22 protein-coding genes and 3 tRNA genes are annotated in these 22,483 nt (G+C 36.3%); 9 read left to right on the forward strand and 16 right to left on the reverse strand.

Translation table 11 applies throughout. The features are described 5' to 3' along the window. Positions 1–50: 50 nt before the first annotated feature. From WCQ00_03410 to WCQ00_03420, 3 genes are all read right to left on the reverse strand, one after another. The gene (locus tag WCQ00_03410) at positions 51–386 is read right to left on the reverse strand and encodes a hypothetical protein (protein MEI6042586.1); all 336 of its coding nucleotides are present in this window, start codon (positions 384–386) and stop codon (positions 51–53) included. A 151-nt stretch (positions 387–537) separates the two neighbouring features. After that, positions 538–1,275: a PrsW family glutamic-type intramembrane protease gene (locus WCQ00_03415; protein MEI6042587.1), complete on the reverse strand. Its 738-nt coding sequence runs from the start codon at positions 1,273–1,275 to the stop codon at positions 538–540. Then, positions 1,260–3,665: a valine--tRNA ligase gene (locus WCQ00_03420; GenBank protein MEI6042588.1), complete on the reverse strand. Its 2,406-nt coding sequence runs from the start codon at positions 3,663–3,665 to the stop codon at positions 1,260–1,262. Before WCQ00_03420 ends, WCQ00_03415 begins: the two co-directional genes overlap by 16 nt. 196 nt (positions 3,666–3,861) lie before the next feature. Here WCQ00_03420 and WCQ00_03425 point away from each other — a divergent pair, with 196 nt between their 5' ends. Next, positions 3,862–4,173, forward strand: a complete 312-nt coding sequence (locus WCQ00_03425) for a hypothetical protein (protein ID MEI6042589.1) — start codon at positions 3,862–3,864, stop codon at positions 4,171–4,173. Between the two features lie 35 nt (positions 4,174–4,208). Further along, on the forward strand, positions 4,209–4,529 hold the full coding sequence (locus tag WCQ00_03430) for a hypothetical protein (protein MEI6042590.1): 321 nt from the start codon (positions 4,209–4,211) through the stop codon (positions 4,527–4,529). A 99-nt stretch (positions 4,530–4,628) separates the two neighbouring features. Here the strand turns inward: WCQ00_03430 and tsaD are convergent, their stop codons facing one another. Continuing rightward, positions 4,629–6,014: a tRNA (adenosine(37)-N6)-threonylcarbamoyltransferase complex transferase subunit TsaD gene (gene tsaD / locus WCQ00_03435; protein ID MEI6042591.1), complete on the reverse strand. Its 1,386-nt coding sequence runs from the start codon at positions 6,012–6,014 to the stop codon at positions 4,629–4,631. Positions 6,015–6,185: 171 nt separating this feature from the next. On the opposite strand from tsaD, the gene WCQ00_03440 reads away from it, so the two are divergent. The 3 genes from WCQ00_03440 to WCQ00_03450 all read left to right on the forward strand — a co-directional run bounded on the left by WCQ00_03440 (position 6,186) and on the right by WCQ00_03450 (position 9,880). After that, on the forward strand, positions 6,186–6,311 hold the full coding sequence (locus WCQ00_03440) for a hypothetical protein (GenBank protein ID MEI6042592.1): 126 nt from the start codon (positions 6,186–6,188) through the stop codon (positions 6,309–6,311). 34 nt (positions 6,312–6,345) lie between these two features. Continuing rightward, a complete protein-coding gene (locus WCQ00_03445; protein MEI6042593.1) occupies positions 6,346–8,268 on the forward strand; it encodes a DUF2207 domain-containing protein in 1,923 nt (640 codons plus the stop codon). A gap of 136 nt (positions 8,269–8,404) precedes the next feature. After that, a complete protein-coding gene (locus WCQ00_03450) occupies positions 8,405–9,880 on the forward strand; it encodes a peptidoglycan-binding protein (GenBank protein MEI6042594.1) in 1,476 nt (491 codons plus the stop codon). A 282-nt stretch (positions 9,881–10,162) separates the two neighbouring features. Here the strand turns inward: WCQ00_03450 and WCQ00_03455 are convergent. Next, a tRNA-Glu gene (locus WCQ00_03455) sits at positions 10,163–10,234 on the reverse strand. A gap of 169 nt (positions 10,235–10,403) precedes the next feature. On the opposite strand from WCQ00_03455, the gene WCQ00_03460 reads away from it, so the two are divergent. Continuing rightward, positions 10,404–10,490: transfer RNA gene (locus WCQ00_03460), tRNA-Ser, on the forward strand. 112 nt (positions 10,491–10,602) lie between these two features. Here the strand turns inward: WCQ00_03460 and WCQ00_03465 are convergent. The 3 genes from WCQ00_03465 to WCQ00_03475 all read right to left on the reverse strand — a co-directional run bounded on the left by WCQ00_03465 (position 10,603) and on the right by WCQ00_03475 (position 12,419). Next, positions 10,603–10,914: a hypothetical protein gene (locus WCQ00_03465; GenBank protein MEI6042595.1), complete on the reverse strand. Its 312-nt coding sequence runs from the start codon at positions 10,912–10,914 to the stop codon at positions 10,603–10,605. Between the two features lie 121 nt (positions 10,915–11,035). Continuing rightward, the gene (locus WCQ00_03470) at positions 11,036–11,605 is read right to left on the reverse strand and encodes a hypothetical protein (protein MEI6042596.1); all 570 of its coding nucleotides are present in this window, start codon (positions 11,603–11,605) and stop codon (positions 11,036–11,038) included. Positions 11,606–11,621: 16 nt separating this feature from the next. Continuing rightward, positions 11,622–12,419 carry a DUF1653 domain-containing protein gene (locus WCQ00_03475; protein MEI6042597.1) on the reverse strand — a complete coding sequence of 266 codons (798 nt, stop codon included), beginning with the start codon at positions 12,417–12,419 and terminating at the stop codon, positions 11,622–11,624. A gap of 54 nt (positions 12,420–12,473) precedes the next feature. Here WCQ00_03475 and WCQ00_03480 point away from each other — a divergent pair. Continuing rightward, positions 12,474–12,547: transfer RNA gene (locus WCQ00_03480), tRNA-Val, on the forward strand. 57 nt (positions 12,548–12,604) lie between these two features. On the opposite strand, the gene WCQ00_03485 is transcribed toward WCQ00_03480, so the two are convergent. The 5 genes from WCQ00_03485 to WCQ00_03505 all read right to left on the reverse strand — a co-directional run bounded on the left by WCQ00_03485 (position 12,605) and on the right by WCQ00_03505 (position 17,350). Then, positions 12,605–13,567, reverse strand: a complete 963-nt coding sequence (locus WCQ00_03485) for an FAD-dependent oxidoreductase (GenBank protein ID MEI6042598.1) — start codon at positions 13,565–13,567, stop codon at positions 12,605–12,607. Positions 13,568–13,904: 337 nt separating this feature from the next. Further along, positions 13,905–15,206, reverse strand: a complete 1,302-nt coding sequence (gene ftsZ, locus WCQ00_03490; protein ID MEI6042599.1) for a cell division protein FtsZ — start codon at positions 15,204–15,206, stop codon at positions 13,905–13,907. Between the two features lie 123 nt (positions 15,207–15,329). Then, positions 15,330–16,607, reverse strand: a complete 1,278-nt coding sequence (ftsA, locus tag WCQ00_03495) for a cell division protein FtsA (GenBank protein ID MEI6042600.1) — start codon at positions 16,605–16,607, stop codon at positions 15,330–15,332. A 69-nt stretch (positions 16,608–16,676) separates the two neighbouring features. After that, positions 16,677–17,096, reverse strand: a complete 420-nt coding sequence (ybeY, locus tag WCQ00_03500) for an rRNA maturation RNase YbeY (protein MEI6042601.1) — start codon at positions 17,094–17,096, stop codon at positions 16,677–16,679. 11 nt (positions 17,097–17,107) lie between these two features. Continuing rightward, positions 17,108–17,350, reverse strand: coding sequence for a hypothetical protein (locus WCQ00_03505; GenBank protein ID MEI6042602.1), 243 nt, complete (start codon positions 17,348–17,350; stop codon positions 17,108–17,110). A gap of 160 nt (positions 17,351–17,510) precedes the next feature. Here WCQ00_03505 and WCQ00_03510 point away from each other — a divergent pair, with 160 nt between their 5' ends. Then, on the forward strand, positions 17,511–17,993 hold the full coding sequence (locus WCQ00_03510) for a hypothetical protein (GenBank protein ID MEI6042603.1): 483 nt from the start codon (positions 17,511–17,513) through the stop codon (positions 17,991–17,993). Between the two features lie 74 nt (positions 17,994–18,067). Here the strand turns inward: WCQ00_03510 and WCQ00_03515 are convergent, their stop codons facing one another. Together WCQ00_03515 and lepB are read right to left on the reverse strand one after the other, a co-directional pair. Beyond that, complete coding sequence (locus WCQ00_03515; GenBank protein ID MEI6042604.1) at positions 18,068–19,438, reverse strand: His/Gly/Thr/Pro-type tRNA ligase C-terminal domain-containing protein; 1,371 nt, start codon at positions 19,436–19,438, stop codon at positions 18,068–18,070. Between the two features lie 13 nt (positions 19,439–19,451). Next, on the reverse strand, positions 19,452–20,093 hold the full coding sequence (lepB, locus tag WCQ00_03520) for a signal peptidase I (GenBank protein MEI6042605.1): 642 nt from the start codon (positions 20,091–20,093) through the stop codon (positions 19,452–19,454). Between the two features lie 38 nt (positions 20,094–20,131). Between lepB and pth the strand changes: the two genes are divergently transcribed. Beyond that, a complete protein-coding gene (gene pth, locus WCQ00_03525) occupies positions 20,132–20,752 on the forward strand; it encodes an aminoacyl-tRNA hydrolase (protein MEI6042606.1) in 621 nt (206 codons plus the stop codon). 172 nt (positions 20,753–20,924) lie between these two features. Here pth and WCQ00_03530 read toward each other — a convergent pair whose 3' ends face one another. After that, positions 20,925–22,142: a S1 RNA-binding domain-containing protein gene (locus WCQ00_03530; protein ID MEI6042607.1), complete on the reverse strand. Its 1,218-nt coding sequence runs from the start codon at positions 22,140–22,142 to the stop codon at positions 20,925–20,927. Positions 22,143–22,483: the final 341 nt, after the last annotated feature.

The following is a 22,483-nucleotide window of genomic DNA, read 5'->3' on the forward strand; positions in this document are numbered from 1 at the left end:
GCGCTTACAAAATCGTTTCTCGCTAACTGAATCAACTTCTCGGCTGAAACTTAAAACCCATTCTGTTCCAACCAGTAAATATACTTCAAATGATCAGGGTTGTTGATGTCAGGCTTTGCCCCTGACTCTCCGCTTTCAAACTTGAGAATGTCGAGATATTCTGGTTTACCACCGAACAGTTGCACCAGTCCCTGGATTGGGATGCAAAGATTCTCACGAATTCTCTTTGCTTTCACTCGATCAAATCTTCCGGCAACAGGTTCTATGTTGATAGAAATAGCGCTAATGCGCTCCATAATCATGTTCTGTTCAACTTCAGGAAGGTATGGGAATTGACGCATGAGATCAATACAAATGGCGTTAAAGGCCGTAATAGTTGCATTCATATTTAGTTCGTTTCTAGTTTGGTGTTTATGGTTTCAATCAGTACGTTAAGGAACAACAATAGAAGACTATACTATTTGAGCGTATAGTCAATAAATTAATTTACACCTGGGCTTGGCTGATCGAAATGATAGTTTAAGGAGTAGGCAAAGACTAGAACTGCTTTATCTGCTTAACTTTCTCCAGTGACAAAATCAACAATATAATAGATATCCAAACAAATGAAAATGCAATAAACATATTCTGCTCATCGCTTATTACAATTATGTAATTAAAAATAGTATGTATAACTCCCGCAACAAGTAGCCCAAGAAAGGCTAGTGAGAATTTACCAAATTTTCCCCTATAAAAACCATATCCAATAAAAATAGAGAATACCCCGGATGCTGCAACATGAAGGAGACTAGCTCCCATAAAACGAGCGGCTCCTGTCATTATGCTTGCAACCAGGTCTCCTCTAAATAATGGAGTTAATAAAAATAAAGTATTCTCCATGGCCGCAAAACCAAGTGATACACTCATTAAGTATATAAAACTATCAATAGGGTGATTAAAAATTGTCTTACTTCGTAATGCAATAAACCAAGCCCCGCCAAACTTAACAGCTTCCTCAATTAATGCCCAAATATAAATGGCATGTAAGTCACTGTCTTTCAAATTAAAAAGTCCAACAGATATTTTTTGAAGCGGATACACAACAAAAACTCCACACATTCCTACAACAAAGGACAAAAAGATAATATCCTTAGGTTCTTTGTGATCATTTGCTTCATGCATCCAAAACCATAACCAAAACATAGCAGGTAAAACACCTCCCACTAAGGCATAGGCAAAAACCTCTATTGCAAACAGAGGAGCTCCTTGTAATTGGTTTATTAAGTAGTTGGCCATTTTTCGGTCATTATCAATTCTCGAGTTTTAAGCTCTTTTGGAAGAAGTGACCAAAGTTCTTGAGTTACATGAGGCATAAATGGATGTAGTGTCTTTACAATCATCGCAAGTGTTTCAAGTAAGAATTTTGCGCGAGATTTTTTCATCGCAACAGCTTCTATATTTGATTCATCGTTATTTGCAAAAATTTCTTTACTACTTTCTAAAATGACATCAGCAAACTCCTTCCATGTATAATTATACAGGTCTTCTGCAACAATGTGAATCTTTAAATTGTCCATATTTGTTGATATCGATTTAAAAACTTCATTTCTCTTTTCAATTAACGCTAAATCAGCTTCAGTGAAAGATATATTTGTCTTATCTTCGTCCACACCGTTACTTGCAACATCATGCATTCCTTCGGTTGAAGTTAAAATAAATCTAGTAACATTCCAAATTTTGTTTGCAAAGTGTTTGTATCCCTTAATTTTATTTTCATCGATTTTACTATCAGTTCCTGGTGCTGTTCCAAAAACAAGTGACATTCTACCGGCATCCATTCCAAATTTTTGAGCAATTTCTATTGGATCGATTCCATTACCTAATGTCTTTGAAAACTTTCTTCCTTTCATATCACGAACCATTCCAGTGAATAGAACTTTACTGAAGGGTATTGTTCCAAGGACATAACCTGTCATTAAAATCATACGTGCTACCCAGAAGAAAATAATGTCATGTCCAGTAACAAGAAGGTTTGTTGGATGATATATTGCAAAATCACTTTGTGGATCATTTGCTTTTGCAGGCCATCCCATTGTTGAGAAACTCCAAAGACCAGAAGAGAACCATGTGTCTAGCGTGTCTTCATCTTGAATCCATTGATCTGCGTCATCGCCAGTTGGAGCTTCTAGTCCGCAATAAATATCAGATTTAGATGCCTCAGAATCTGCCTCCTGATTTATATTAGAACCTTTCTTATACCAAACGGGAATTCTGTGTCCGTACCAGATTTGGCGAGAAATACACCAATCGTTCAAATTATCTATCCAATTAAAATATGTTTTAAGGAAGTGCTCAGGCATCATCTCAATTTGGCCACCCAGAACTGCCTTTTGCATAATTTCCTTTAATGTAGTTTCTGATCCAGATTCTATTCCATCAATATCAGAATGGGGGAGTTTGAATTTTTTATTAACAGCAACAAACCATTGAAGCTTAGGAAGTGGCTCAATAATTCCACCAGTACGCTCGGCAGTAGATACTCTTTGATCAATTTCAGTTTCATCAATAAGTAAATCATTTTCTTTAAGCCAAGCAACAACAAGCTCTCGCGCTTCAGCAACTTTTTTACCAACAATCTCAGGAGAACCAATCATCATGCGAGCTTTTTCATCAATAACCTGAACCATAGGTAAACCATGACGCATTGCAATTTGATAGTCAGTCATGCTGTGTGCTGGGGTAATACCAACAGCACCTGTTCCAAAATCCATTTCAGCCTCATGGTCTGCAACAATTTTTATTTTAATTGGAGCACCACAAAAATCCATTGAATATTCTTTTCCAACAAACTCCTTATAACGAGGGTCCTCCGGGTTTACTGCAACAGCAACATCTCCCAGTTTTGTTTCAGGACGAGTTGTTGAAATAGCGATAGGGAAGTCTTTACTATATTTGAAAGTATAAAACTTTGCCTTTCTGTCTTCATAAACTATTTCATCATCTGAAATTGTTGTTTGACCTTTTGGGTCCCAGTTAATAACTCTATTTTTTTTGAAAATTAGACCATCGTCATACATTTTTTTGAAAACAGTTCTAACTGCAAAGTTTCTTTCCTCATCTAATGTGAAGGCTTCTCTTGACCAATCAACAGAAGCCCCAATTGTCTGAAGTTGAGAAACAATTGTATCGTGACTTTGCTTTGCAAAAGTATCAACTCGCTTAAGTAACTCCTCTCTACCTAAATCATGTCTATTCAAACCTTCCGCCTTTTGAATATTTTTCTCAACCATTGATTGTGTTGCAATTGAGGCATGGTCCGTTCCAGGAATCCAAAGTACTCTATTTCCTTTCATTCGTTTGTATCTAATTACGATGTCTTGCGTAGTGAACCCAAGAGCGTGTCCCATATGAAGTGTTCCAGTTACGTTTGGAGGAGGGAGAATAATACTATAAACAGGAGCATCAGCTTTAGTGATTCCTTCTTTAATACAAACATCTGGATTGTAAAATCCACTTTCACGTTCTTCTTTTTGAACTCGAGGTTCCACCTCAGTTGGATCATAAGGCTTTAGAAGTTGAGCTGGGATATTTGGGGCATAATGAGTTTTTTGCTCTGATGTGTCCGTTTTCTTATTATTTTCAGTATTTGCATCTGTGTTTGATGCGATGTTTGTATCTTGGCTCATATTTTTATTATTTATATATTTATATTATCACAAAGTAGGGGATTATAAAGGTATAAAGTTGGTATTTAATAGGCTTAAAATCTACCCAAAAATAATTGACGTACTATGATTAATATTGTATTGTCTTTGGTGGAAGTGGAACCCGATGTTCCATTATGACCAGATCATTTTAGAACTTAATTGATAGAAGTATTTTATGGATATTGTAGTTGGTCAAAGGGCTGTTGTTAACACAGATATGAAACATGCCTATGCTTTATTCGAGCAGTGCTGTTTTCTACCGGGGCAGAGAATTACCAAGCTGGCGATAAGCTATCTTGGCTCTTGCCCGGTTTGTGGGGCTTCATGCGATCTAATACTTTCTGAGGAGCTTGAAACGGGAGTGATACGTGCAAAAGAGGACGATTTTTGTAGGCAGTGTGGAAACAGGCTTACAACAGTTGCTCCACAAAAACCTATTAAGCTTTTAGATCAAGAGACAATTTTTCGTCTCTTTGGTCCGTATTGATTCAATCAAATCCCAAACAAAGAAAAAATAATTAAATGAGCCCAGAAGAAATTCTAGCGTTTTTTGAAAAGCAAATCGTTGACGAAAGGGAGGTGTTGGTTGCAACAAAGCCGATGACCTCTGAACAAGCACGTGAGATTTATCCCTACCGACCATTTTCAAAATATTCCGAGTCTGGTTGGAGTGGAAATAATCAAATGGACGATTCCGCATTGCTGATGAATGAGTTGGCGGTTCTTTGCAAAATCTGCCGAGCTGCAACTGGGAAGAAATTTGTTCTGTCGGGCGTCTGTCCTGACTGTAACGGTCGTTCTGAACGACACGCTAACAATCCCCGTAAGTCAGTGAAAAAATAGTAGTATTCTCTACTCGGTATAGTTACCGTTATCAAGGTTCAATTCCTTGTACTAAATTAGCGTCGTCTTCGGACGGCGCTTTTTCTTTTATTTAGATATCTAAAGTCCCAAATTCCCATTAGCCCTAAGCCCCGGATATTCTGTTTGATTCCAAGCTAGATCGCTCTTATTTAATTTTGAAATAAAATGACCATTTGAATATTGTAAAAATCCAGCAATACCAATCATTAGTGAATTGTCGGTTGAGAGATTTTTTTCAGGAACAAGTAATGTGACATTTTGCTCTGGATTGGCGTATGTAAATTCATCAGCAATCATTTTTACAAAAGATTCTTTGATGTATGTGTTTGCAGAAACTCCGCCACCAATAATTAATGTCTTAGCTGAGCTTATCTCTAGCGCTCGTTTTGTTTTAGAAATTAAAACGTCAGTTACAGCTTGTTCAAATTCTGCACAAAGCGATGCTTTGTCTGATTCTGTTAATTCTTCCAGCTCACCAGCAACTTTGTTTTTTGTATTATCACGAACAGCGTATAGAACAGAAGTCTTTAAACCAGAGAAAGAAAAATCGCAATCTTTTTTTGTAATCATTGGACGAGGTAAGTTCCAAGCAATACCTATAGATGCAATGCCAGTAGGATTGTTTTGCAATGGAAACTCTCCATCTCTAAATTTCTTTGCAAGAGCTGAAATTTTTGGCCCACCGGGATATTTTAATCCAATAATTCTTGCAACCTTATCAAAAGCTTCACCAACTGCATCATCTCTAGTTTGTCCTAGTAGTTTGTAATCACCCCAACCGTTAACCTGTACTAGCTCTGTGTGACCTCCTGAGATAAGAAGGGCGACAGCGGGGAATAGTATATCTTTTGCAATCACATCTTCTTTGTCAGATGTATTTGCATTTGAATCCAAAAGAACAGATGTAATATGCCCCTCCATGTGATTTACTGGAATAATTGGAAGTTGCCAAATATACGCCAGGGCTTTTGCGCCACTTATTCCAACCCATAGTGCTGGCTCAAGACCAGGGCCTACTGTCACCGCAATAGCATCTATTTCTGGAGCTTCATATTTTGCAAAGAAGTCTAGAAGATCATCGTGCATTATTTGTTCTCTTTCACCTAGGAATGATAATGAGTCAGTTATATTATTAACCTCAACTACACTAGGAGTTTTTTCAATAAGCATTCCAGCATCAAGAAGTGCAGAAATTAAAATAGGTGTGAAATTTTTTATGTGCTCACGCTTTGCAAGAGTAGGAAAGACTCCACCAAAATCTGCATGAGTTTCAGCTTGTGAATATAATGCATTTCCAAGTACTTTAAAAATTAGCTTTTTATTTGAGGCCTGATTTATTGCACCGAGCGTGTTGTTTATTGTATCAGATTTGTCAGTCACATCTACGGCGTTGGTACCAAAACTAGCCTCAATTATAGATATTGCGGTTTCGTCACAACTTGTTTCAACTGATAGTATTCTCATGTTCCTATTTAACTATATTTTGCTAGATTAGTATAGTGTTGGCAATTAATAGGCCGAGTTTTAATAAACCAAGTTTACGAAAAGTTTTATCACTATTTACAAGTATAAAAAAAGAGTATAATAGTAATGTAAATTAATCAGAAATAATTATTAAGCTAATTAAATAAATATATGAGTAATGGAAGAGGAGGAAGCAGAGGTTGTAATGGAAGACCACAAGCAGCAAGACTAGAGGCTAAGACTAAAAAGGCTGGAAATAGAGCTGTAAAGAAGCCAAAGAAAATAGTCATAGTTTAATATATTATTGTCTTTTGTGTTAAAATAATTAGTAATGAAAAAAACATTATATTTTGTTTTCCTGTTTCTATTTTTATTATCGTCACACTCCGTTAAGGCCCAGGAAAATAAGGTCTATTTTTATAAAAATTTTGATGTAAACATATCGGTTCAAAAGGATGCAACATTTACAGTAGAGGAAAAACAACTTTACTCATATAAGGGTAATTTTAATAAAGGTTACAGAGATATCCCACTTGATAAGTTAAGTGATATAAAAGATATTAGTGTAATCGATGGACAAACAGGTCAGGCACTTATTTATTCATCGTCAATATTAGATAAGACAGACCCATCAAGTTGGGGAAAATATACATATTATAAAAAAGATGGAGAGATGATTATAGAATGGTATTATAATCTTGCTGATACAGACTATCTTTGGATTTTAAATTACAAGGTTTATGGGGGCTTGGGATTTTACAATGATCATGACGAGGTATACTGGAATGTATTTACAAATTATGATGTTCCAATTGCATCATCTACTGTTTATGTTAATTTACCTCCGAATAGTTTTGTATCGACTGACTTTACAACGGCTGCTTATACAAATAGTTCTGCAAATAATCCCCGTAAGTTGTATCGTGACTCTGATCATATGTTCGAGTATTTCACCGCTGGACCTTTTTCATCTAAAGAAAATTTTACAATTGCACTTGGTTGGCCAAAGGGACTAATTGATGAGTCTAGTTTTTGGAAATATTGGTTTTCTGCAAATTGGTCTTATCTTGCATCGGGCTTAATCGTACTTCTTACAATAATTGGACTATTTATATATTGGCTATTTAAGGAAAAATTAAAGAAAGGTAGGGGAACAATAATCGCGGAATATGAACCTCCACACAGTCTACCTCCCGCAATGGCAGAGTTAATTGTTACAGAGAGAAATACCCCTCGTGCTTGGTCTGCAACAATTGTTGATCTAGCTGTTAGGGGGTATGTAAAGATTGAGGAAGAAACTGTATCTTATTCAGGAAAGATTATTAAATTAATATTTTCATCTCTTTTGATTTTATTTATGGCATTGATATTTATTGCTGATGCTAAGTCATTTTCTGGTGGTGTGTTTGTCGCGGTTATTTTTATTATTATTGTTGTAAGTACTCTTTTTAAAAAAGATAAAGATTACAAGGTCTTAAAATTAAAAAACTTTGAGTCAGATGAAATATTACATGATTATGAAAAAGGCTTTCTACGAGTTCTTTTTGCAGGAAGAGAGAGTTTTTCTACATCGGAAATGAAGGCTGCTTCAAATTCTGAAAAGGTATTGATGCACCGAGATATGGTTGAGCTATCAAAAAGTCTTTTAGAGGAACTTAGTATTGATGAAACGGCTGAATACGATGTTTCAATAAAGGAGCAGTCTAGGTTTAATTTTATATATGTATTACCATTTATTTGTGCCACCGTTGTTTTTGTAATTGTAGCTAATTTTCAAGACGAAGCTTCTACTCCTTATTTGGTGTTAACGGCCGTTATTCTTTGGGCGTTGGCTACAATAAGATTTTTTATTAAATATAACCCAAGGCTTTCAAAGGAAGGGATAGTTTTAAGGGAAGAATGGCTAGGTTTTAAATTATATTTAGAAACAGCTGAGAAATATAGAATGCAAAATCTTACACCAGAAATATTTGAAAAATATCTGCCTTACGCAATTATTTTTAAGGTAGAAAAACAGTGGGCGAAAAATTTTGATTCAATTGTTAAAGGTGAGCCTTCTTGGTATGGAAGTGCAAGTCATGGTGTATACGTTGGGAGTATGGCTTCTGGTACGGCGGGGGTTGGTAATTTTTCTGCGTCTGCATTCTCAACATCATTTAGTTCTAGCTTATCTTCAGCTTTTGCTTCATCTGGTGCCTCAGGCGGTGGAGGGTCAGGTGGTGGGGGTGGAGGAGGTGGGGGTGGTGCGAGTTGATATTGTTATCATAGTCAATTACTAATAACTGACTATGATAACAATAATAAAATAACTACCAACTTCTCGAAGGTTGATAAGATATGTGATATGCAATATGTGATATAATATTTCTACTTACTATAATTTAATATAAATGAATAAAAAAATATTTCTGTCACTCTTATTGTTGATTGTAATTCCACTAGTAGGATTTGCTCAACAGGCGGATGTTGATCCACAAGGAGATTCATTGTGCGTGTCTATTTTTAATAATTTGAGATATAGAGCAACGGATGCAAATACTAATGCTGAAGTGTCTGTTTTGCAGGATTTCCTGCAAGCTGGGGGATATCTTAAATCAAACCCAGTTGGTTTTTTTGGTATTATGACCACAGCTGCTGTTAAGAAATTTCAAAAAGAAAATAATATTAGCCCAACAGGATACGTCGGTCCAATAACAAGACAAAAAATTAAAGATCAGTCATGTTCTACAAGCAGCGATGTGGTTTTTCCGGTAGCTCCAAAAATTCCAACATCGACAACACCTATAGTTAATCGCACGCCAACACAAACCCCCGTTACACCACCTGTAACTAGTACTACTATATCGTTACTTTCTCCAAATGGTGGCGAAAAGTTAGTTTCAGGTAGTGCAATTCCAATTACCTGGTCTTTATTGCCTGCTAAAAATGAAGGACTTTCTATTTATTATATTACCGAAGAAAACTATCAAAAAAGTATAATTGGAAGTCAAAAAACTATTCCATCTTCAGCTGTTTATCTTGGAAAATCAACCTCAGGCTACTATTGGCAAATACCTACAAATTTATCTGGAGCTTATAGAATTTTGTTGGCATACACCCCTTCAGTTCAAGGAAATTCGAGTATAGCATCGTACATTGATTACAGTGACAGTTATTTTAAAATTGCGCCACCTCCTGTAGCAAATACTCCAACTACATCGTTTATAAATGTAATTTCACCAAATGGTGGAGAGGTGATAAAGCAAGGTTCTGTTGTCAGAATAAAATGGAATGCACCGGGTATTGATAGTGTATATATAAAACTAAGGAAGGGAAATGACACGTATCATAATCCAAATCCAGATTACAATTCCTATGAGGCATCAATTGCATTACGTGTAAATGCTAATGAAGGATACTTTGACTGGAAAGTGCCAACTTCTTTACCTGATGGCAAAGACTACGCTATAAGAGTTCTAGATTTAAATGGAGGAAATATTTCTGATGATAGTAATGGTTATTTCACGATTTCATCTGGTACTTCAATAGGAGATTTTGGATTGCTTTCCGTAAAGTCAGATAAGGCTATTGTTAATTCAGGTGATAAGGTTACTTTAAGTTTTGCTATTAATGACGAGGTTGGAATATTTTCAAAAATGCTTATGTATTGTCCATCTGGAGTCACGTCTTCTTTTGGCACTAGTGGTAAGGATTTGTGTAATGTTTGGCGGGATTTCCCAATGACACCATCTACAGCGGAGGTGATTTTTAGAAATACAAATTCTACACCTCAAACTGTTGTTCCTAATTTTTACGAATATAAGATAAACGATTCTAGTTACATGCACGGTAAGGTAACGAGTATTGTGGTTAATCCAGTTATATAAATAGCTAAAAAATAAAACAAAAAACTCATGCAAATTATTGCATGAGTTTTTTGTTTGCTGCACTTCAATAAAATTAGCTCGTTAAAATTGTTGCGCCGCCTGCACTAAGGTTTTTGTTCGCTACGCTCCAACAAACCAAGTGCATCGGCATCACATTTTTATAGTCGTCGCACTCCTTAAAAATTGTGAACAGCCGGTACTAGAATATTTTATTCGCAAAGCTCAAAAATATAAAGTACCGCTGCATCACGAATTTATGCTCACTTCGTTCGGTAAATTCTGTGACCCTACCGGGAGTCGAACCCGGCTTTAAAGCTTGAAAAGCTTTCGTCCTAACCGATAGACGATAGGGCCAATAATGTGTGATTCTATGTTTCTTTGCCTTCATTTGAACCTCAAAGCAATGAAGAGAATATAACATATTTTCAGGAAAAATCAAAAATTTACTTAAAATCTAGTATTTTAGGGAGTAAAATTGCAACATTCATACCATTGATGATATGCTTGCAGAGTTAGTTACATTGGAGAGATGGCTGAGTGGTTGAAGGCACCGTTCTCGAAAAACGGCATAGGGGAAACCCTATCGAGGGTTCAAATCCCTCTCTCTCCGCAATTATTCGCAAATGAGTTCAGATGATTTTTAGGTGAATCTTCTTTATTCCACCAGAAATGAAACAGGGGAGAGTGTCTTTTGGACACCCTCCCCGTTTTGTCGATAGGCCTCAACCTACGAAACTCCGAATGATCCTCGAATCAATTAATATGGTTGCTCTGAGTCCTCCGCTGTGGAAAATCGGTCCATCCAAAAATTGAACATTGTCATGATCTTTTGATAGATCTATGCGTATGTTGTAACGATCTCCACCTTTGCCTCGGCCAAAGATTACATCATCTGTTGTGTGAAATAAATCCTTTTCATAAAAATCTCCATGCCCTTCGGCGCTCCAGGTGGTTATGAAATAGATTCTTCCGTCTTCTTTGATGATGTTTATAACAATATTTTCCAGGTTTAGTGGTATTTCTAGTATTTCCATTGTGAGTACTTCTGTTTGTTTGAGTTAAGGTTGTATTAGAACTATTACGTGTATTTTTTCCAATTACAACTATACAACATTAATGGTAAATTTCAAAGCAAATTTGTTTCTCAAAAAAGACCTATATTTGAATTAATGGAAGAGAAAAGAATTTTAAACTTTTGTTCAGGTCATTTATTTTCTTCCTTGCATCCACCTGAATCTCCATTCCATTTTTCTCCATATATGAATTAAAATCCAGTATAATATCGGTAAGATTTTCTAGATAAAGTTCAGCTCTTTCCTCGTCTTTAGATGAGTCACTTAATTTATTTAGTCTATTAAGTAAGTTATTTATAAGGACAATAGAGTAGCTTATAAATTTTTCAGGTTTAAAAACTCTACAAATACTAACCATCAAATCATCGTACTTTTCTAAAATTTCTTCTTCCTTAGGATTACCTTTGAATAACTCAATACCAGCATCAAGATTTTTCCCTTCAGCTTCAAAATATTGGCGTAATGTAATGTCTGGTCTATCGAACATTTCAGCTGTTTCGTTTGGGTCAAACATATTTTCTCCTTCGTTCTTTTCGTCTATATCCATCAACTCAATTAGTAGATCAATGTTCTCTGTCAGAGTATCAATTTTCTTTGTTAATGCTTTATACATTTCTTCACCAACTTTCTTTTCTTCATGAGCTTCGTTCATTTTTATACTAAATTAATTAATGGTAGTTTTGCTTGTTATCTAAAAGTTCCTGAACTATTCCAACAGCTTCTTTTGGTTCGATTTCATTTGCTCTTAATCTTCTTATGGTCTCATTTACTATTGGGTTCTCTCTATCATTTGCGCCCATAATACCCATCTGCTGCCAAAGAAAACCAATCATATCTAGGGCTGCCTTCTTATCATCTTTGTGTTCTATTTCCGGTTCATTTATTAATGTAAATCTTTTTACAGGTTTCTTGATATTTCCTTCTTCGTCTTTTTCATCACCATTGAAGGTTTTTAGACCAGTAAAATCTTCAAGTTTTCTTAGCCAAACTGGATGGTCTCCAAACTCAGGGGAATTATATTGTCCCTCATATATTACAAATTCCTCTGTTTTGTTAGAAGGATTTTTTGCGACATCTTTAATAATATAAACATCTCCTGATTTAAAATGGACGTATCTTTGTCCAATAGAAATTGCATTATTATTTTCTGAGTTCTCGACATTTGCATTCATTGAGCTCTCTGCTTGCGATGCTTGATTTGTTGGTTCAGTATCAATCTTGTCAAAATCTTCTAGGCTTTTGAAACTTGATAGATTTTTTACCAAGCTTTGTTTTCTATTATTCTCTTCAGTCGTATGAAGTTGCTCATATACAACAAAAAATTCACTAGGGTTAGCAGAGTCACGTGCAACACTCTTAATTTTATATTCATTACCTTCAGATGTTTTACATATTTCCCCGGTTGTAAATTTCATAGGGTGCACTTCATTTGCGATTGACATTATTGCTTCGTTTGATTGATTCATATGTTATATGATATTGTATAAAGGTAGATTTGGCAAAGGTAGAAAAACAATAATGGGCGATTAGCTCAGTTGGCTAGAGCGCAGACTTGACGTGTCTGAGGCCACAGGTTCGAGCCCTGTATCGCCCACATTTAAAAACAGCATGAGTAATTCATGCTGTTTTTTGACCAATAAAGATTAGGTGATTATCTCTTGCTTAAGCTGATGTAGATGTCCTCCAGTGCCTTAACTGCATCACCAACTGCAATATTGTTTTGATGATATAAACCGTCTGTACAGTCACCAGAAGCCCAAATACCGGTAGTTTTGGTCCTTTGAGTGATTGGATTAACGATAACCTTATTGTATTCATTTAGCTCCACAATGTCCTTTGCAAAACCAGTGGCTGGTAGCATTCCAATCTCAACAAAAATACCATTAACAGACAGCTCTTTTTCTTCACCTGTTTCTATATTTTTGTATGTTAAACCATTTACAAATTTCTCACCTTTAACTTCTAAAACTTCAGCAGGTGTTAATACACTCACATTTGGTCTTGCAAGAACTTTCTCTACGGTAATTGGATCAGCTCTAAATGTTTTACTTCTATTTATTAAAGTTACACTTTTACAATATGCAGAAAGTTGAGCAACAGCTTCAAGCGCTGCGTTTCCTCCGCCAACTACAGCAACATCTGTATCAGAAAATAGGGGACCATCACAAGTGGCACAATATGTTAGACCTTTATGCTCAAAAGTATCTGCGCCTTTTGCTGGAAGTTTTCTATGTGCACTACCTGTTGCAATTAGAATAGATTTAGAAATAGCCTCAATATTTTCTCCACCAATTGTACTGCCTATTGTTGAAACAAAAAGGGGATTCTGTTCTGTGTAGTCAGAATGTTTTTTTATTGAAATAACCCTGCTGCCTGTCATTATTTCTACGATGTCTCCCGCATACGCCTTAAGATGGTTTTCAAGTGACTTTGCAAGATCTGCTCCTGAAATTTTAACAGTTCCAATCCAATTTTCTATACCTTCAGATACAATACTTTGTCCGCCAAAGTCCTCTGTAACAAGTAGGGTTTGTAATTTTTTACGAGAAGCATAAACGCCCGCCGCAACTCCAGCTGGCCCACCGCCAATAATTAAAAGATCATATGTTTTCATAGGGTTGTATTATAACAAGTATTATTTTTGATATCGCTTGACAAAGTACAATACACAGTGTATATTGCTATTTGAATCCGTGATGGTGATTTCAAAAGGGTGACCTACTGAACGCACTCACATCGAGGGACTCCTAGTATTGGAGATTAAGATGAACGGAATAAGATAGCTCAGACCTTCCAGATGCTATCCGCAAGCAAGCAAGTAGAACCCAATCTTGTGTGCTGCAAAAAAACCAAACCCAAAAGGCCTCCCGCGTTCGCGCGGGAGGCCAATTTTTTATATTAAAAATGACACCTTCGCAGGTGTCATTTTATGTTTGTATTGTATCTATGAATTATTTCTTCGCTCTTCTTAGAAATGCAGGAATTGAATTCCATTCATCGTCGTCATCTTGAACACCTTGAAGTGGAGCGTTAGGATCCTCTTCTTTAACGTTTTCTTTTACAGCAGGAGTGCTATTCGCATTTGCTGTTGATGGATTGTGAATTGAGTTATGAATCTTTCCTTTTGGTTCTTCATGTTTTGTTTGAACAGAAACCTCAACATTTTGAGTTGATGCACTAACCTCAACATTTTGAGATACGGGTTTTTGAACGTTGCTGTTTGCTACAAATGCAGATGGTGAAGCTTCTTGTCTTGATGACATGCTATCAAAAATAGTTTTTCTGATTGTGCTGTTATCTGGAAAGTTTGCTGCAATAACAGTAATTCTTAATTCATTTTTCTTTAGTCTCTCGTCCTTTACAGTACCAAAAATAATTTTTGCGTCTGGATCCACTGAGTCTGTAATAAGCTTTGCTGCTTCTTGAATTTCCCACATAGTAAGATCATCATTTCCTGCGATAGAAAATAGAACTCCTTTTGCACCATGAATTGAAACGTCAAGAAGAGGAGAGCTAATAGCTGCTCTTGCTGCTTCCTCAGCACGCTTCTCACCTGACGCTGATCCAATACCCATAAGTGCCGGGCCTGCGTTCTCAAGAACAGCCCTGATATCAGCGAAGTCAATGTTACCAACAGTTCCAGGAGTTGTAATAAGTTCAGATATACCTTCAACGGCTTGCTTTAGAACTTCATCACACATTGCAAAAGCATTCTTTGCTGTTGTGTCCTTTGAAACTGCAGCTAGAAGCTTATCATTAGGAATAACTACAAGTGCATCAACTGCTTTACTCAATTCTTCAAGTGCATGTTCTGCAAGACGCATACGTTGTTGTCCTTCAAATGAAAATGGTTTTGTAACTACACCAACAGTAAGTGCACCCATTTCTTTTGAAATCTTTGCGACGATTGGAGAAGCACCTGAGCCAGTTCCTCCGCCAAGTCCTCCTGCAACAAAAACCATGTCAGAATTTTTAAGAGCTTCTTGAATTTCTTCTTTTGTCTCCTCAGCTGCTTGTCGTCCAACTTCTGGATTCATTCCAGCACCTAGTCCTTTTGTAAGGTTCTTCCCAATGTGAATTTTACGCTTTGCTAGTGAGTGATGAAGGTCTTGGGCATCAGTATTTATAGCAAGAAAATCAACACCCTTAACTTTATTGTTAATCATGTGGTTAATTGCATTTTTTCCTGAACCACCAACACCGACTACCTTTATTCTTGCAAATGTCTCTACGTCTGTTTTTACCTGTGGCATAATATTTCTGTTATTGGGATTATGGTTAACTTGTTTACTTGGGCTATATATTACCACTTACGCAAAATCAAGGCAATCTTGACTTTTAGGGGGTTAGGTTTGAAATAAGGCTTATTTAAGAGTCTACGGCAAAAACTGCTTAAACAAAGAGGATATTTTATTTCCAACTTTCTTTACAATATTTGATGCGTTTAGATTACCAAAACCCATTCCACCAGATTTGTCATCAGGAGAAGAAAAGGCAAGTATTGTAAGGCCATAGGCCACAGCCCATTCAAATTCTCTAGCAATACCCTTAAGATTACCCTCAAGTTTTAGACTATGTCTCTTTGATGGAAGTCTAAGTGCCTCCCGTGCTAATTCTTCAATGTTTTGCAGTCCGGAACCGCCACCTGTAAGAATTATACCTGCTGGTAATAGACCATTTCTATCAATCTTTTTAAGATGACTTTCTATTAAATCAAATATGTCAGAAAGTCTCGCTATAACTATTTCATCAAGCTTCTTTCTTGAGAATGCAGGAAGGGAGGCGTTGCTGGAGGAATTAGCAACACCTATATTTCCCGAGACTGACATTTTTATTAAATCAGCATCCTCAATAGAAACCTTAAGGCCAAGAGCAATGTCATTTGTTATATCATTTGAGCCAACGGCAAAAACTTCCATAGAAACTGGAATATTATTTTCATATACTATTATTGAGCTTGTCTCAGCTCCAATGTTTAGCAACACACACCCAGCAATTTTCTGAGTTTTAGTTAATGAAACCAAACTTGCTGCAATTGGTGCTGCAACAACATCTTTAATTTCTACATTTGCTTCATCAAAGGCACTTAATAAATCTGTTAAGTGATGTGAGAGACATGTAATATATAAAACTCTTGCTTCTAATTTGATGCCTTTAAGTCCTTGTGGTTTTCCTAATACTTTTCTTCCGTCAACTTTATATTCAAGTGGAATAGTGTGAATTATTTTTCTATTTAAAATGTAGGCGTTTGGCAGTTCTTTATCACTTTCTTCTATTGCACGCTTTACATCTAGATCTGTAATCTCTGAATCAGCTTTTGTTGTGACAACAGAACCAATTGAAACGATTGCACCAAGTCCAACTCCACCTACAGAAACGTATGCCTTTTTGATAGGGATACCAGAATTTTTTTCTGCAATAGTTACAACGGATCTAATGCACTTTGCAAGCTCTGTGACATTAGTAACATATCCATGTCTAACACCTCTTGTTTCAATTGATGCTGAAGCTAAAATTTTTGGAAGGTTTGAACCATTTGTTCTTGAGGAGTCTTTTTCTGATTGGAATTCTGCAGACTCAAGTTCAGACACCAATACTTTTATTTGGTGTGTGCCTACATCTATTCCAACTGCTATGTTTCGACCTTTTGCCATAATGTACGATTTTTATTTAGATTAATTTTTGTTGGTATCCAACACTTACTCAAACATTATACACTATTTTTATATAGTAAAAAACTTTCTAACTTTTTCTTCTTCGCTTTCCATTTTATCACCATGGTCAAAGCCTTTCAAGTGCATTAGTGAGTGTACAAATAAGAACAATAAATAGTTCTTTGGAGTTCTATCGAAGTCTTTAGATTTCTTGTTTGCAACGTCTAGATTTATGAAAACTTCACCCATTTCACTTTTTATACCCAAATCATCAAGAGGGAAGCTTAGCACGTCTGTTGTGTAGTCCTTCTCTCTGTGAGTTCTGTTTAGAGTCCTCATCCTTTCTTTTCCGATGAAGTTTAGGCTGAGTTCATAGTTTGAACCCATTACTTTGTCTTTTATTTTATCAAAAAGCACCCAATCGTTTTTGGGTGTTGTTTTGAGAGTAGAGGAGATCATGAAATTATCCTTATCAAAAAGAACTTTCATTGTTTTTGGAATTATCGTCTCTTTTTCTTTGATTCTGGAAGCTTGCCTAGTTTTGCAAGTTTTTCCATCTCTGTGCGACGGCGAAGTCTTTCTAGAGTTGATTTCTTAACCTTGTAAGGTGAAAGAGACCTATCAGAATATCTGATTGATCTTACTTTATTTAGGATACCAGATTCTTGAACACGCTTTGTAAAGCGTCTTAAAACTGATGATCCGCTTTCATTTGCGTGTTTGTCTACTGAAACATTTGTCATATAGGCTATAATTTAACACATACTTTGTATCCTAGCCACTTGCTATAAATGGTCTTATGTGTCATATTAACGAAGGCCCCACAGATGGGGCTATTTTTGTCACAGAAAACGTCGATGAGGCGTCAAACCGAAACAAGCAAACAAAAAAGGAAACATGGACATGAGTACATCATTTGATAACATAACTATATCTTTTGAAGAGGATGAAACCGGTGAAATGGAAATACCAACCGGTCGGGCAAGAATGGAGGGCTGGATTCAAGGAATGATTGGGGCAAAAAAAGTCGAGATTGAGGTTGGTGTTGCCAATCGCTTCAGTGGAATTGTTGAGAATGTAAGGAAAAAAACCTTCGTCATTACCAGGCTTAAAACCTGCCGTCAGGAAAGAGAAATATTTACCTCAGACACAGAAAGACAGCATCGGAGGATTTTGATGCTGAGTGAGGTGTTGCTGATACTGAAAAGGGCTTGGCTTTTATCAGCTCTCGGTACAATCAGGTTTTGGTGCAGGGATAAGGATGGATCTATACGTTTGATGGGTATCAGAAAGGAGTTTAATAACACGGTATTTGTTTTTGAGGAGAATCCTGGTAACAGAGATTTTATTCCAAAGACAATCATTGTGCGTTTTGAAAAGAAGTAGATTCCAAAACTTCATAGACTCACAGCCTCGTTTATAGTACGTTCAAATCGTGCATGAGCGGGGTCTTTTTTTGTCTAACTATCTAGTAGATTTTGCAAGTGATCAATAAGATCCTTAATCATCACAGTCTCTTGAACTCTAGAATTCATATGTCTAATTGTAACAGAGTTCTCAATTGCTTCCTTTTGTCCAAGAATTAATATATAAGGAACAGCTAATTTTTCTGCAGCTGCAATTTGACTAGTAATCTTATCTCTTGAAAGTGCTTGGTGAACTGGTATCTTTGCAACTCTAAGCATTTCCAAAATAGAAAGTGATTTTAATTTAGCGTCATACCCAAGGTGTATAAAGTAAAATTTAATATCTTCAACCGCTACAATTTTTGGAACCTTTCTTGATGGATCAGCCTCAACTAGTATATGTGCTCCAATTGCTGGAACATCTTTCTTTCCCCAGGCTTTTTTTGAAACTGAGTTGTATCTTTCTCCAATAGCTAGTACTTCTTTTTTATCTTGTTTTCCTTTTACTGTAAGGGCAGTGATCTGAAAGACGGTCCCTCCAGCATAAAGTCCGCTACCAATTAAATTATGGTCTATTATGTAAGGAAGATTTAATGATTCAATGTATTCAAGAACCTCTCTAAAATGGTCTCTTGATGCCTCTGTTAAATAACTGATTGGCTTTGGAGCAGCATCTTGAATTGCTATACACTTTTCATGATCGCAAGATACAGCACTCATTGGGTCCTTTTTGAAAGCATTTCTACATGTTGCAGATAGCTCACCAATGTTCTTTTTAAAATAAGTTACATATTCCTTGCTGAATTTTGTAAAACAATCCTTGTCCCCAAGAGAGTTTATTTCAATTAAAAGCTCTCCTTTATCAACGTGATCTTTTAAAATAACATAAGCAGTTTCAATGATCATCGCATCAGCAATACTTCTTGAGTTACCAAGAACATGTAGTGAAAATATGTGATCTTTATGTTTATCAAAATGATGATTTCCGTGTAGTGGTCCACTGTAACAAATCATTGGGGGTTGAACTAAATCAGACATTCCTTTGTTTATGTAAGTTCTTGTGATAGCAATATGCTCTTCAAGAAAATTCTCAAAATTTAGTGATGTTGCCACCTCGTCCTTGTTAGCTCTCTTTGTTCCCATTTTGAAGCCTTTGGCTCTAACGATATCCTCTTTTTGAACTTCAAGTCCAGCAAAAGGAACAAAGCCATAGTGACGGGCTGAGAACTCTGCTATTTTATGAACCTTGTCTATTGGGTCCGGTTTCTCTATTTCTGGAATCTTACTTTTTTTGCCTTTAGCTACTTTTGTCATTGGTTTATTAGAGATTTTAGTTATATTTGTAGCCTTCTCATGTATTTTTTTAGGTGAATGACTGTTACCACTACTTTTTGACACATTTTTACTATTGTTGTTATTAGGCATATTTTCTTATACCTTACTGTTTTTTATCGAAGACATCAAGCCCTCCAGGGAAAAGACCGATTTTAGCGAATGGATAGAGTCGTAAAAAGGCTCTTCCTGTGATCTCTTTTCTTGGAAGAGCACCCCAACTTCTTGAGTCAAAACTCACGGACCTATTGTCTCCCATAACAAAATACTCTGTATCGCTAAGAGTTTCGTCTTTTGTCTTATCGCTATTGAATTTTACGTAGGGCTCATCAAGCACAAAACCTTCAGGGTGTTCTTTGTTGTACACGTGCGTCTGACCTTTTTCAATTACAATTCTTTCGCCAGGTAAACCGACAATTCTTTTTATAAAATATTTACTTGCATCAATTGGAGGTACTAATACGACAACATCACCTCTTTGGGGTTCTTGGAATTTGTAGGTTAGTTCGTCAACAATTAAATAATCATTAGTTGCAAAATTTGGATCCATTGATGCACCATCGACAAGAAATGGTTCAGCGACATAAAATCTAATACCAAGAAAAATTAAAAGCATTACAATAGTAAACTTCCAAAAACCCTCGTCTTTCTTTGGCTTATCTTTTTTAATTTCCTCCACAACTAAGTTTTTTGCTTTTTCCCTTACTTGCTCATCAGTCTCTATAATGTCTTTTTCATGTGTATGCATAATATGGGTAAAATTATAGCATATGTTATAGTATATGCATGTATATAATTGTAGGATTAGGAAACCCAGGCGAAGAGTATGAATCAACAAGACATAACGTTGGAAGATTCATTGCTACATCATTTGCAAAACAATATGAATTACCAGATTTTTCTTATGATAAGAAGTTTTTAGGACTAGTTTCAAAAGGAGAAATTGAGGCTGGAAAAGGGAAGTCAAAGATTGTTGAAAAAGTTACCGTGATATTACCTGAAACTTTTATGAATAAAAGTGGCAAGTCACTTGCAGATCTGATAACAAGTGAAAAGAAGGCTGAGAAGTTAATCGTAATTCAAGATGATTTAGATTTGCCATTTGGTGCAATTAAAATGGTTTTCAATAGAGGAATGGGCGGACATAGAGGTCTGGAATCCATAAGAAAGGCAATTAAGACTGACGCTTTTATAAGAGTAAAAATCGGTGTATCTCCAACAACTCCGACAGGTAAAATTAAGAAACCAAAGGGGGAAGAGAAGGTTGTTAAATTTATTCTAGGAAAGTTTAAGGATGATGAAATGAATGAATTAAAAAAGATTGCAAAAAGAGTTTCAGAAGGGTTGTATGTGACGGTTACAGAAGATAGATTTAAGGCGATGAATAGTCTTAATACAGCAAACTAAGTAGACCTCTATAAACAACAACAAAACCCGCATTTTCATGCGGGTTTTGTTGTTGTGCATCGTCGGCGCGCTTCACATCGTTATATGGCTAGTGCTGGAATCAAACAGCAGTTTGACTCCAACACTAGCCATACAACAAGGGAAATATGCCCTGCACCTCCTATTTTTAATCCTATTTCTTGTTTTTGTCAACAAAAGAAAGTGCCATCTTTTGATCCTTTGAATCAAATAGATTTATCTTGAATGTGTAACTTTTACCAAGCTCAAGTGCTTCCTTTAGCTTTGCTTCACTTCCAAATTCAGAAACGTGTACAAGTCCAGCAATTCCTTCTTCTATACTTGCAAGAGCTCCATGCTTATTGTACTTGATTACAACTCCAGTAACGATATCGTCTCTCTTGTACTTCTTCTCTGCATCTTTCCATGGATTTGGCTTAAGAGCTTTGATAGATAGAGAAACTTTACCATCCTTGATTTCAATAACTTTAACTTTTATCTTCTCTCCAACCTTGAACATTGTTCTTGGATCTTCAACAAGAGCCCAGTCAATTTCAGAAATATGGACAAGACCTTCTAGGTTTTCTTCAAGTTTAACGAAGACTCCAAAGTCAACTGCGCCTGTTACAACGCCCTCAACTTCATCGCCAACTACATACTTGCTTGCTACCTTTTCTTTCTCACCACCATCTCCTAGATTCTTTTCTGAGAAAATTAGTTTACCTTCCTTTGGAGAAGCTGCAATAATTGTTACAGAAAGTTTTTGACCAACAAGTTTCTTAAGTTCTTCAAGGATTCTGTCCTTATTTCCTTCTTCTACTCTTGGATAGTTCTCTGCCTTCAATTGAGAAGCAGGAAGAAATCCTTGAATACCTTGCCATGACATAAGTAGACCTCCTTTGTTTGCCTCAAGAACAGGAACATCGTAAACAGTATTGTTTTTGATAGCACTTTCTGCTTCACTCCAAATAAGAGCTTGTTTAGCCTCCTTTAGAGAAAGTTCTATGTAACCATCTGCATTGTTAACTTCTACAACCTTTGCAGCAATACTGTCTCCAATATTAACCTTTCTTAGTATGTCTCTAGCACTTATGTACTCTCTACCATAGATGATTCCAGTTCCGTATGGTCTAAGATCGATGAAAACACCTTTCTTATCTATAGCGATAACCTTACCTTCTACAATATCTGTAACACTTGGTGGGGTATGAGAATCTGCAATAATTCTTCCCATCACACTTGCGTTCATTTGTGCGATTTTTGCAGCCATCTCTGCCTCAACTTCCGCTGAAATAGCTTTTTTAGGAGCCTTTGTTTTTACCTCAGAATCAGTTTTTACAACCTCTTCATTGCTAATTATATCTTTTGCCGTATCGTTTATATCTGTTGTCATGAAATAAAAAATCAAGTACTGCTCCCGCTTGAGTTTCTGAATGGCACGGCGGGGGTTACAGTCCTTGTGATTGCTAATAATCTGACTGGTATATTATGCATATTTTGGCGGAAAATACAACACCCCAGCCCCAAATTATCATCCTTGAGAACACGCCAGTTTTCTGCTGAAACCCTTAATTTCCTTCGCAATCACCTGCTCACTGCCACTCGCAAGTTTCTCAAGGATGATAATTTGGGGCTGGAGGGCGAATAAGTCTCTCAAAATAAGCCTAATTATTGCATATGTAATTTTGATTTAAGTGGATAAGTCTTTGAAAACTTTGGTTTTTCTTTATATTT

The organism is bacterium (assembly GCA_037127815.1).
In the GTDB taxonomy this organism is placed as follows: domain Bacteria; phylum Patescibacteriota; class Minisyncoccia; order Phycocordibacterales; family CAIZLB01; genus CAIJKW01.

Coding starts and splice junctions, on each gene's coding strand:
- WCQ00_03485 (MEI6042598.1), bottom strand. CDS start 13,567: ATGAAAACATATGATCTTTTAATTATTGGCGGTGGGCCAGCTGGAGTT.
- WCQ00_03415 (MEI6042587.1), bottom strand. CDS start 1,275: ATGGCCAACTACTTAATAAACCAATTACAAGGAGCTCCTCTGTTTGCA.
- WCQ00_03445 (MEI6042593.1), top strand. CDS start 6,346: ATGAAAAAAACATTATATTTTGTTTTCCTGTTTCTATTTTTATTATCG.
- ftsZ (MEI6042599.1), bottom strand. CDS start 15,206: ATGCCACAGGTAAAAACAGACGTAGAGACATTTGCAAGAATAAAGGTA.
- WCQ00_03510 (MEI6042603.1), top strand. CDS start 17,511: ATGAGTACATCATTTGATAACATAACTATATCTTTTGAAGAGGATGAA.
- WCQ00_03475 (MEI6042597.1), bottom strand. CDS start 12,419: ATGAATCAATCAAACGAAGCAATAATGTCAATCGCAAATGAAGTGCAC.
- WCQ00_03420 (MEI6042588.1), bottom strand. CDS start 3,665: ATGAGCCAAGATACAAACATCGCATCAAACACAGATGCAAATACTGAA.
- WCQ00_03505 (MEI6042602.1), bottom strand. CDS start 17,350: ATGACAAATGTTTCAGTAGACAAACACGCAAATGAAAGCGGATCATCA.
- WCQ00_03465 (MEI6042595.1), bottom strand. CDS start 10,914: ATGGAAATACTAGAAATACCACTAAACCTGGAAAATATTGTTATAAAC.
- WCQ00_03450 (MEI6042594.1), top strand. CDS start 8,405: ATGAATAAAAAAATATTTCTGTCACTCTTATTGTTGATTGTAATTCCA.
- WCQ00_03410 (MEI6042586.1), bottom strand. CDS start 386: ATGAATGCAACTATTACGGCCTTTAACGCCATTTGTATTGATCTCATG.
- WCQ00_03515 (MEI6042604.1), bottom strand. CDS start 19,438: ATGCCTAATAACAACAATAGTAAAAATGTGTCAAAAAGTAGTGGTAAC.
- WCQ00_03440 (MEI6042592.1), top strand. CDS start 6,186: ATGAGTAATGGAAGAGGAGGAAGCAGAGGTTGTAATGGAAGACCACAA.
- pth (MEI6042606.1), top strand. CDS start 20,132: ATGTATATAATTGTAGGATTAGGAAACCCAGGCGAAGAGTATGAATCA.
- WCQ00_03530 (MEI6042607.1), bottom strand. CDS start 22,142: ATGACAACAGATATAAACGATACGGCAAAAGATATAATTAGCAATGAA.
- lepB (MEI6042605.1), bottom strand. CDS start 20,093: ATGCATACACATGAAAAAGACATTATAGAGACTGATGAGCAAGTAAGG.
- WCQ00_03470 (MEI6042596.1), bottom strand. CDS start 11,605: ATGAACGAAGCTCATGAAGAAAAGAAAGTTGGTGAAGAAATGTATAAA.
- ftsA (MEI6042600.1), bottom strand. CDS start 16,607: ATGGCAAAAGGTCGAAACATAGCAGTTGGAATAGATGTAGGCACACAC.
- ybeY (MEI6042601.1), bottom strand. CDS start 17,096: ATGAAAGTTCTTTTTGATAAGGATAATTTCATGATCTCCTCTACTCTC.
- WCQ00_03430 (MEI6042590.1), top strand. CDS start 4,209: ATGAGCCCAGAAGAAATTCTAGCGTTTTTTGAAAAGCAAATCGTTGAC.
- WCQ00_03425 (MEI6042589.1), top strand. CDS start 3,862: ATGGATATTGTAGTTGGTCAAAGGGCTGTTGTTAACACAGATATGAAA.
- tsaD (MEI6042591.1), bottom strand. CDS start 6,014: ATGAGAATACTATCAGTTGAAACAAGTTGTGACGAAACCGCAATATCT.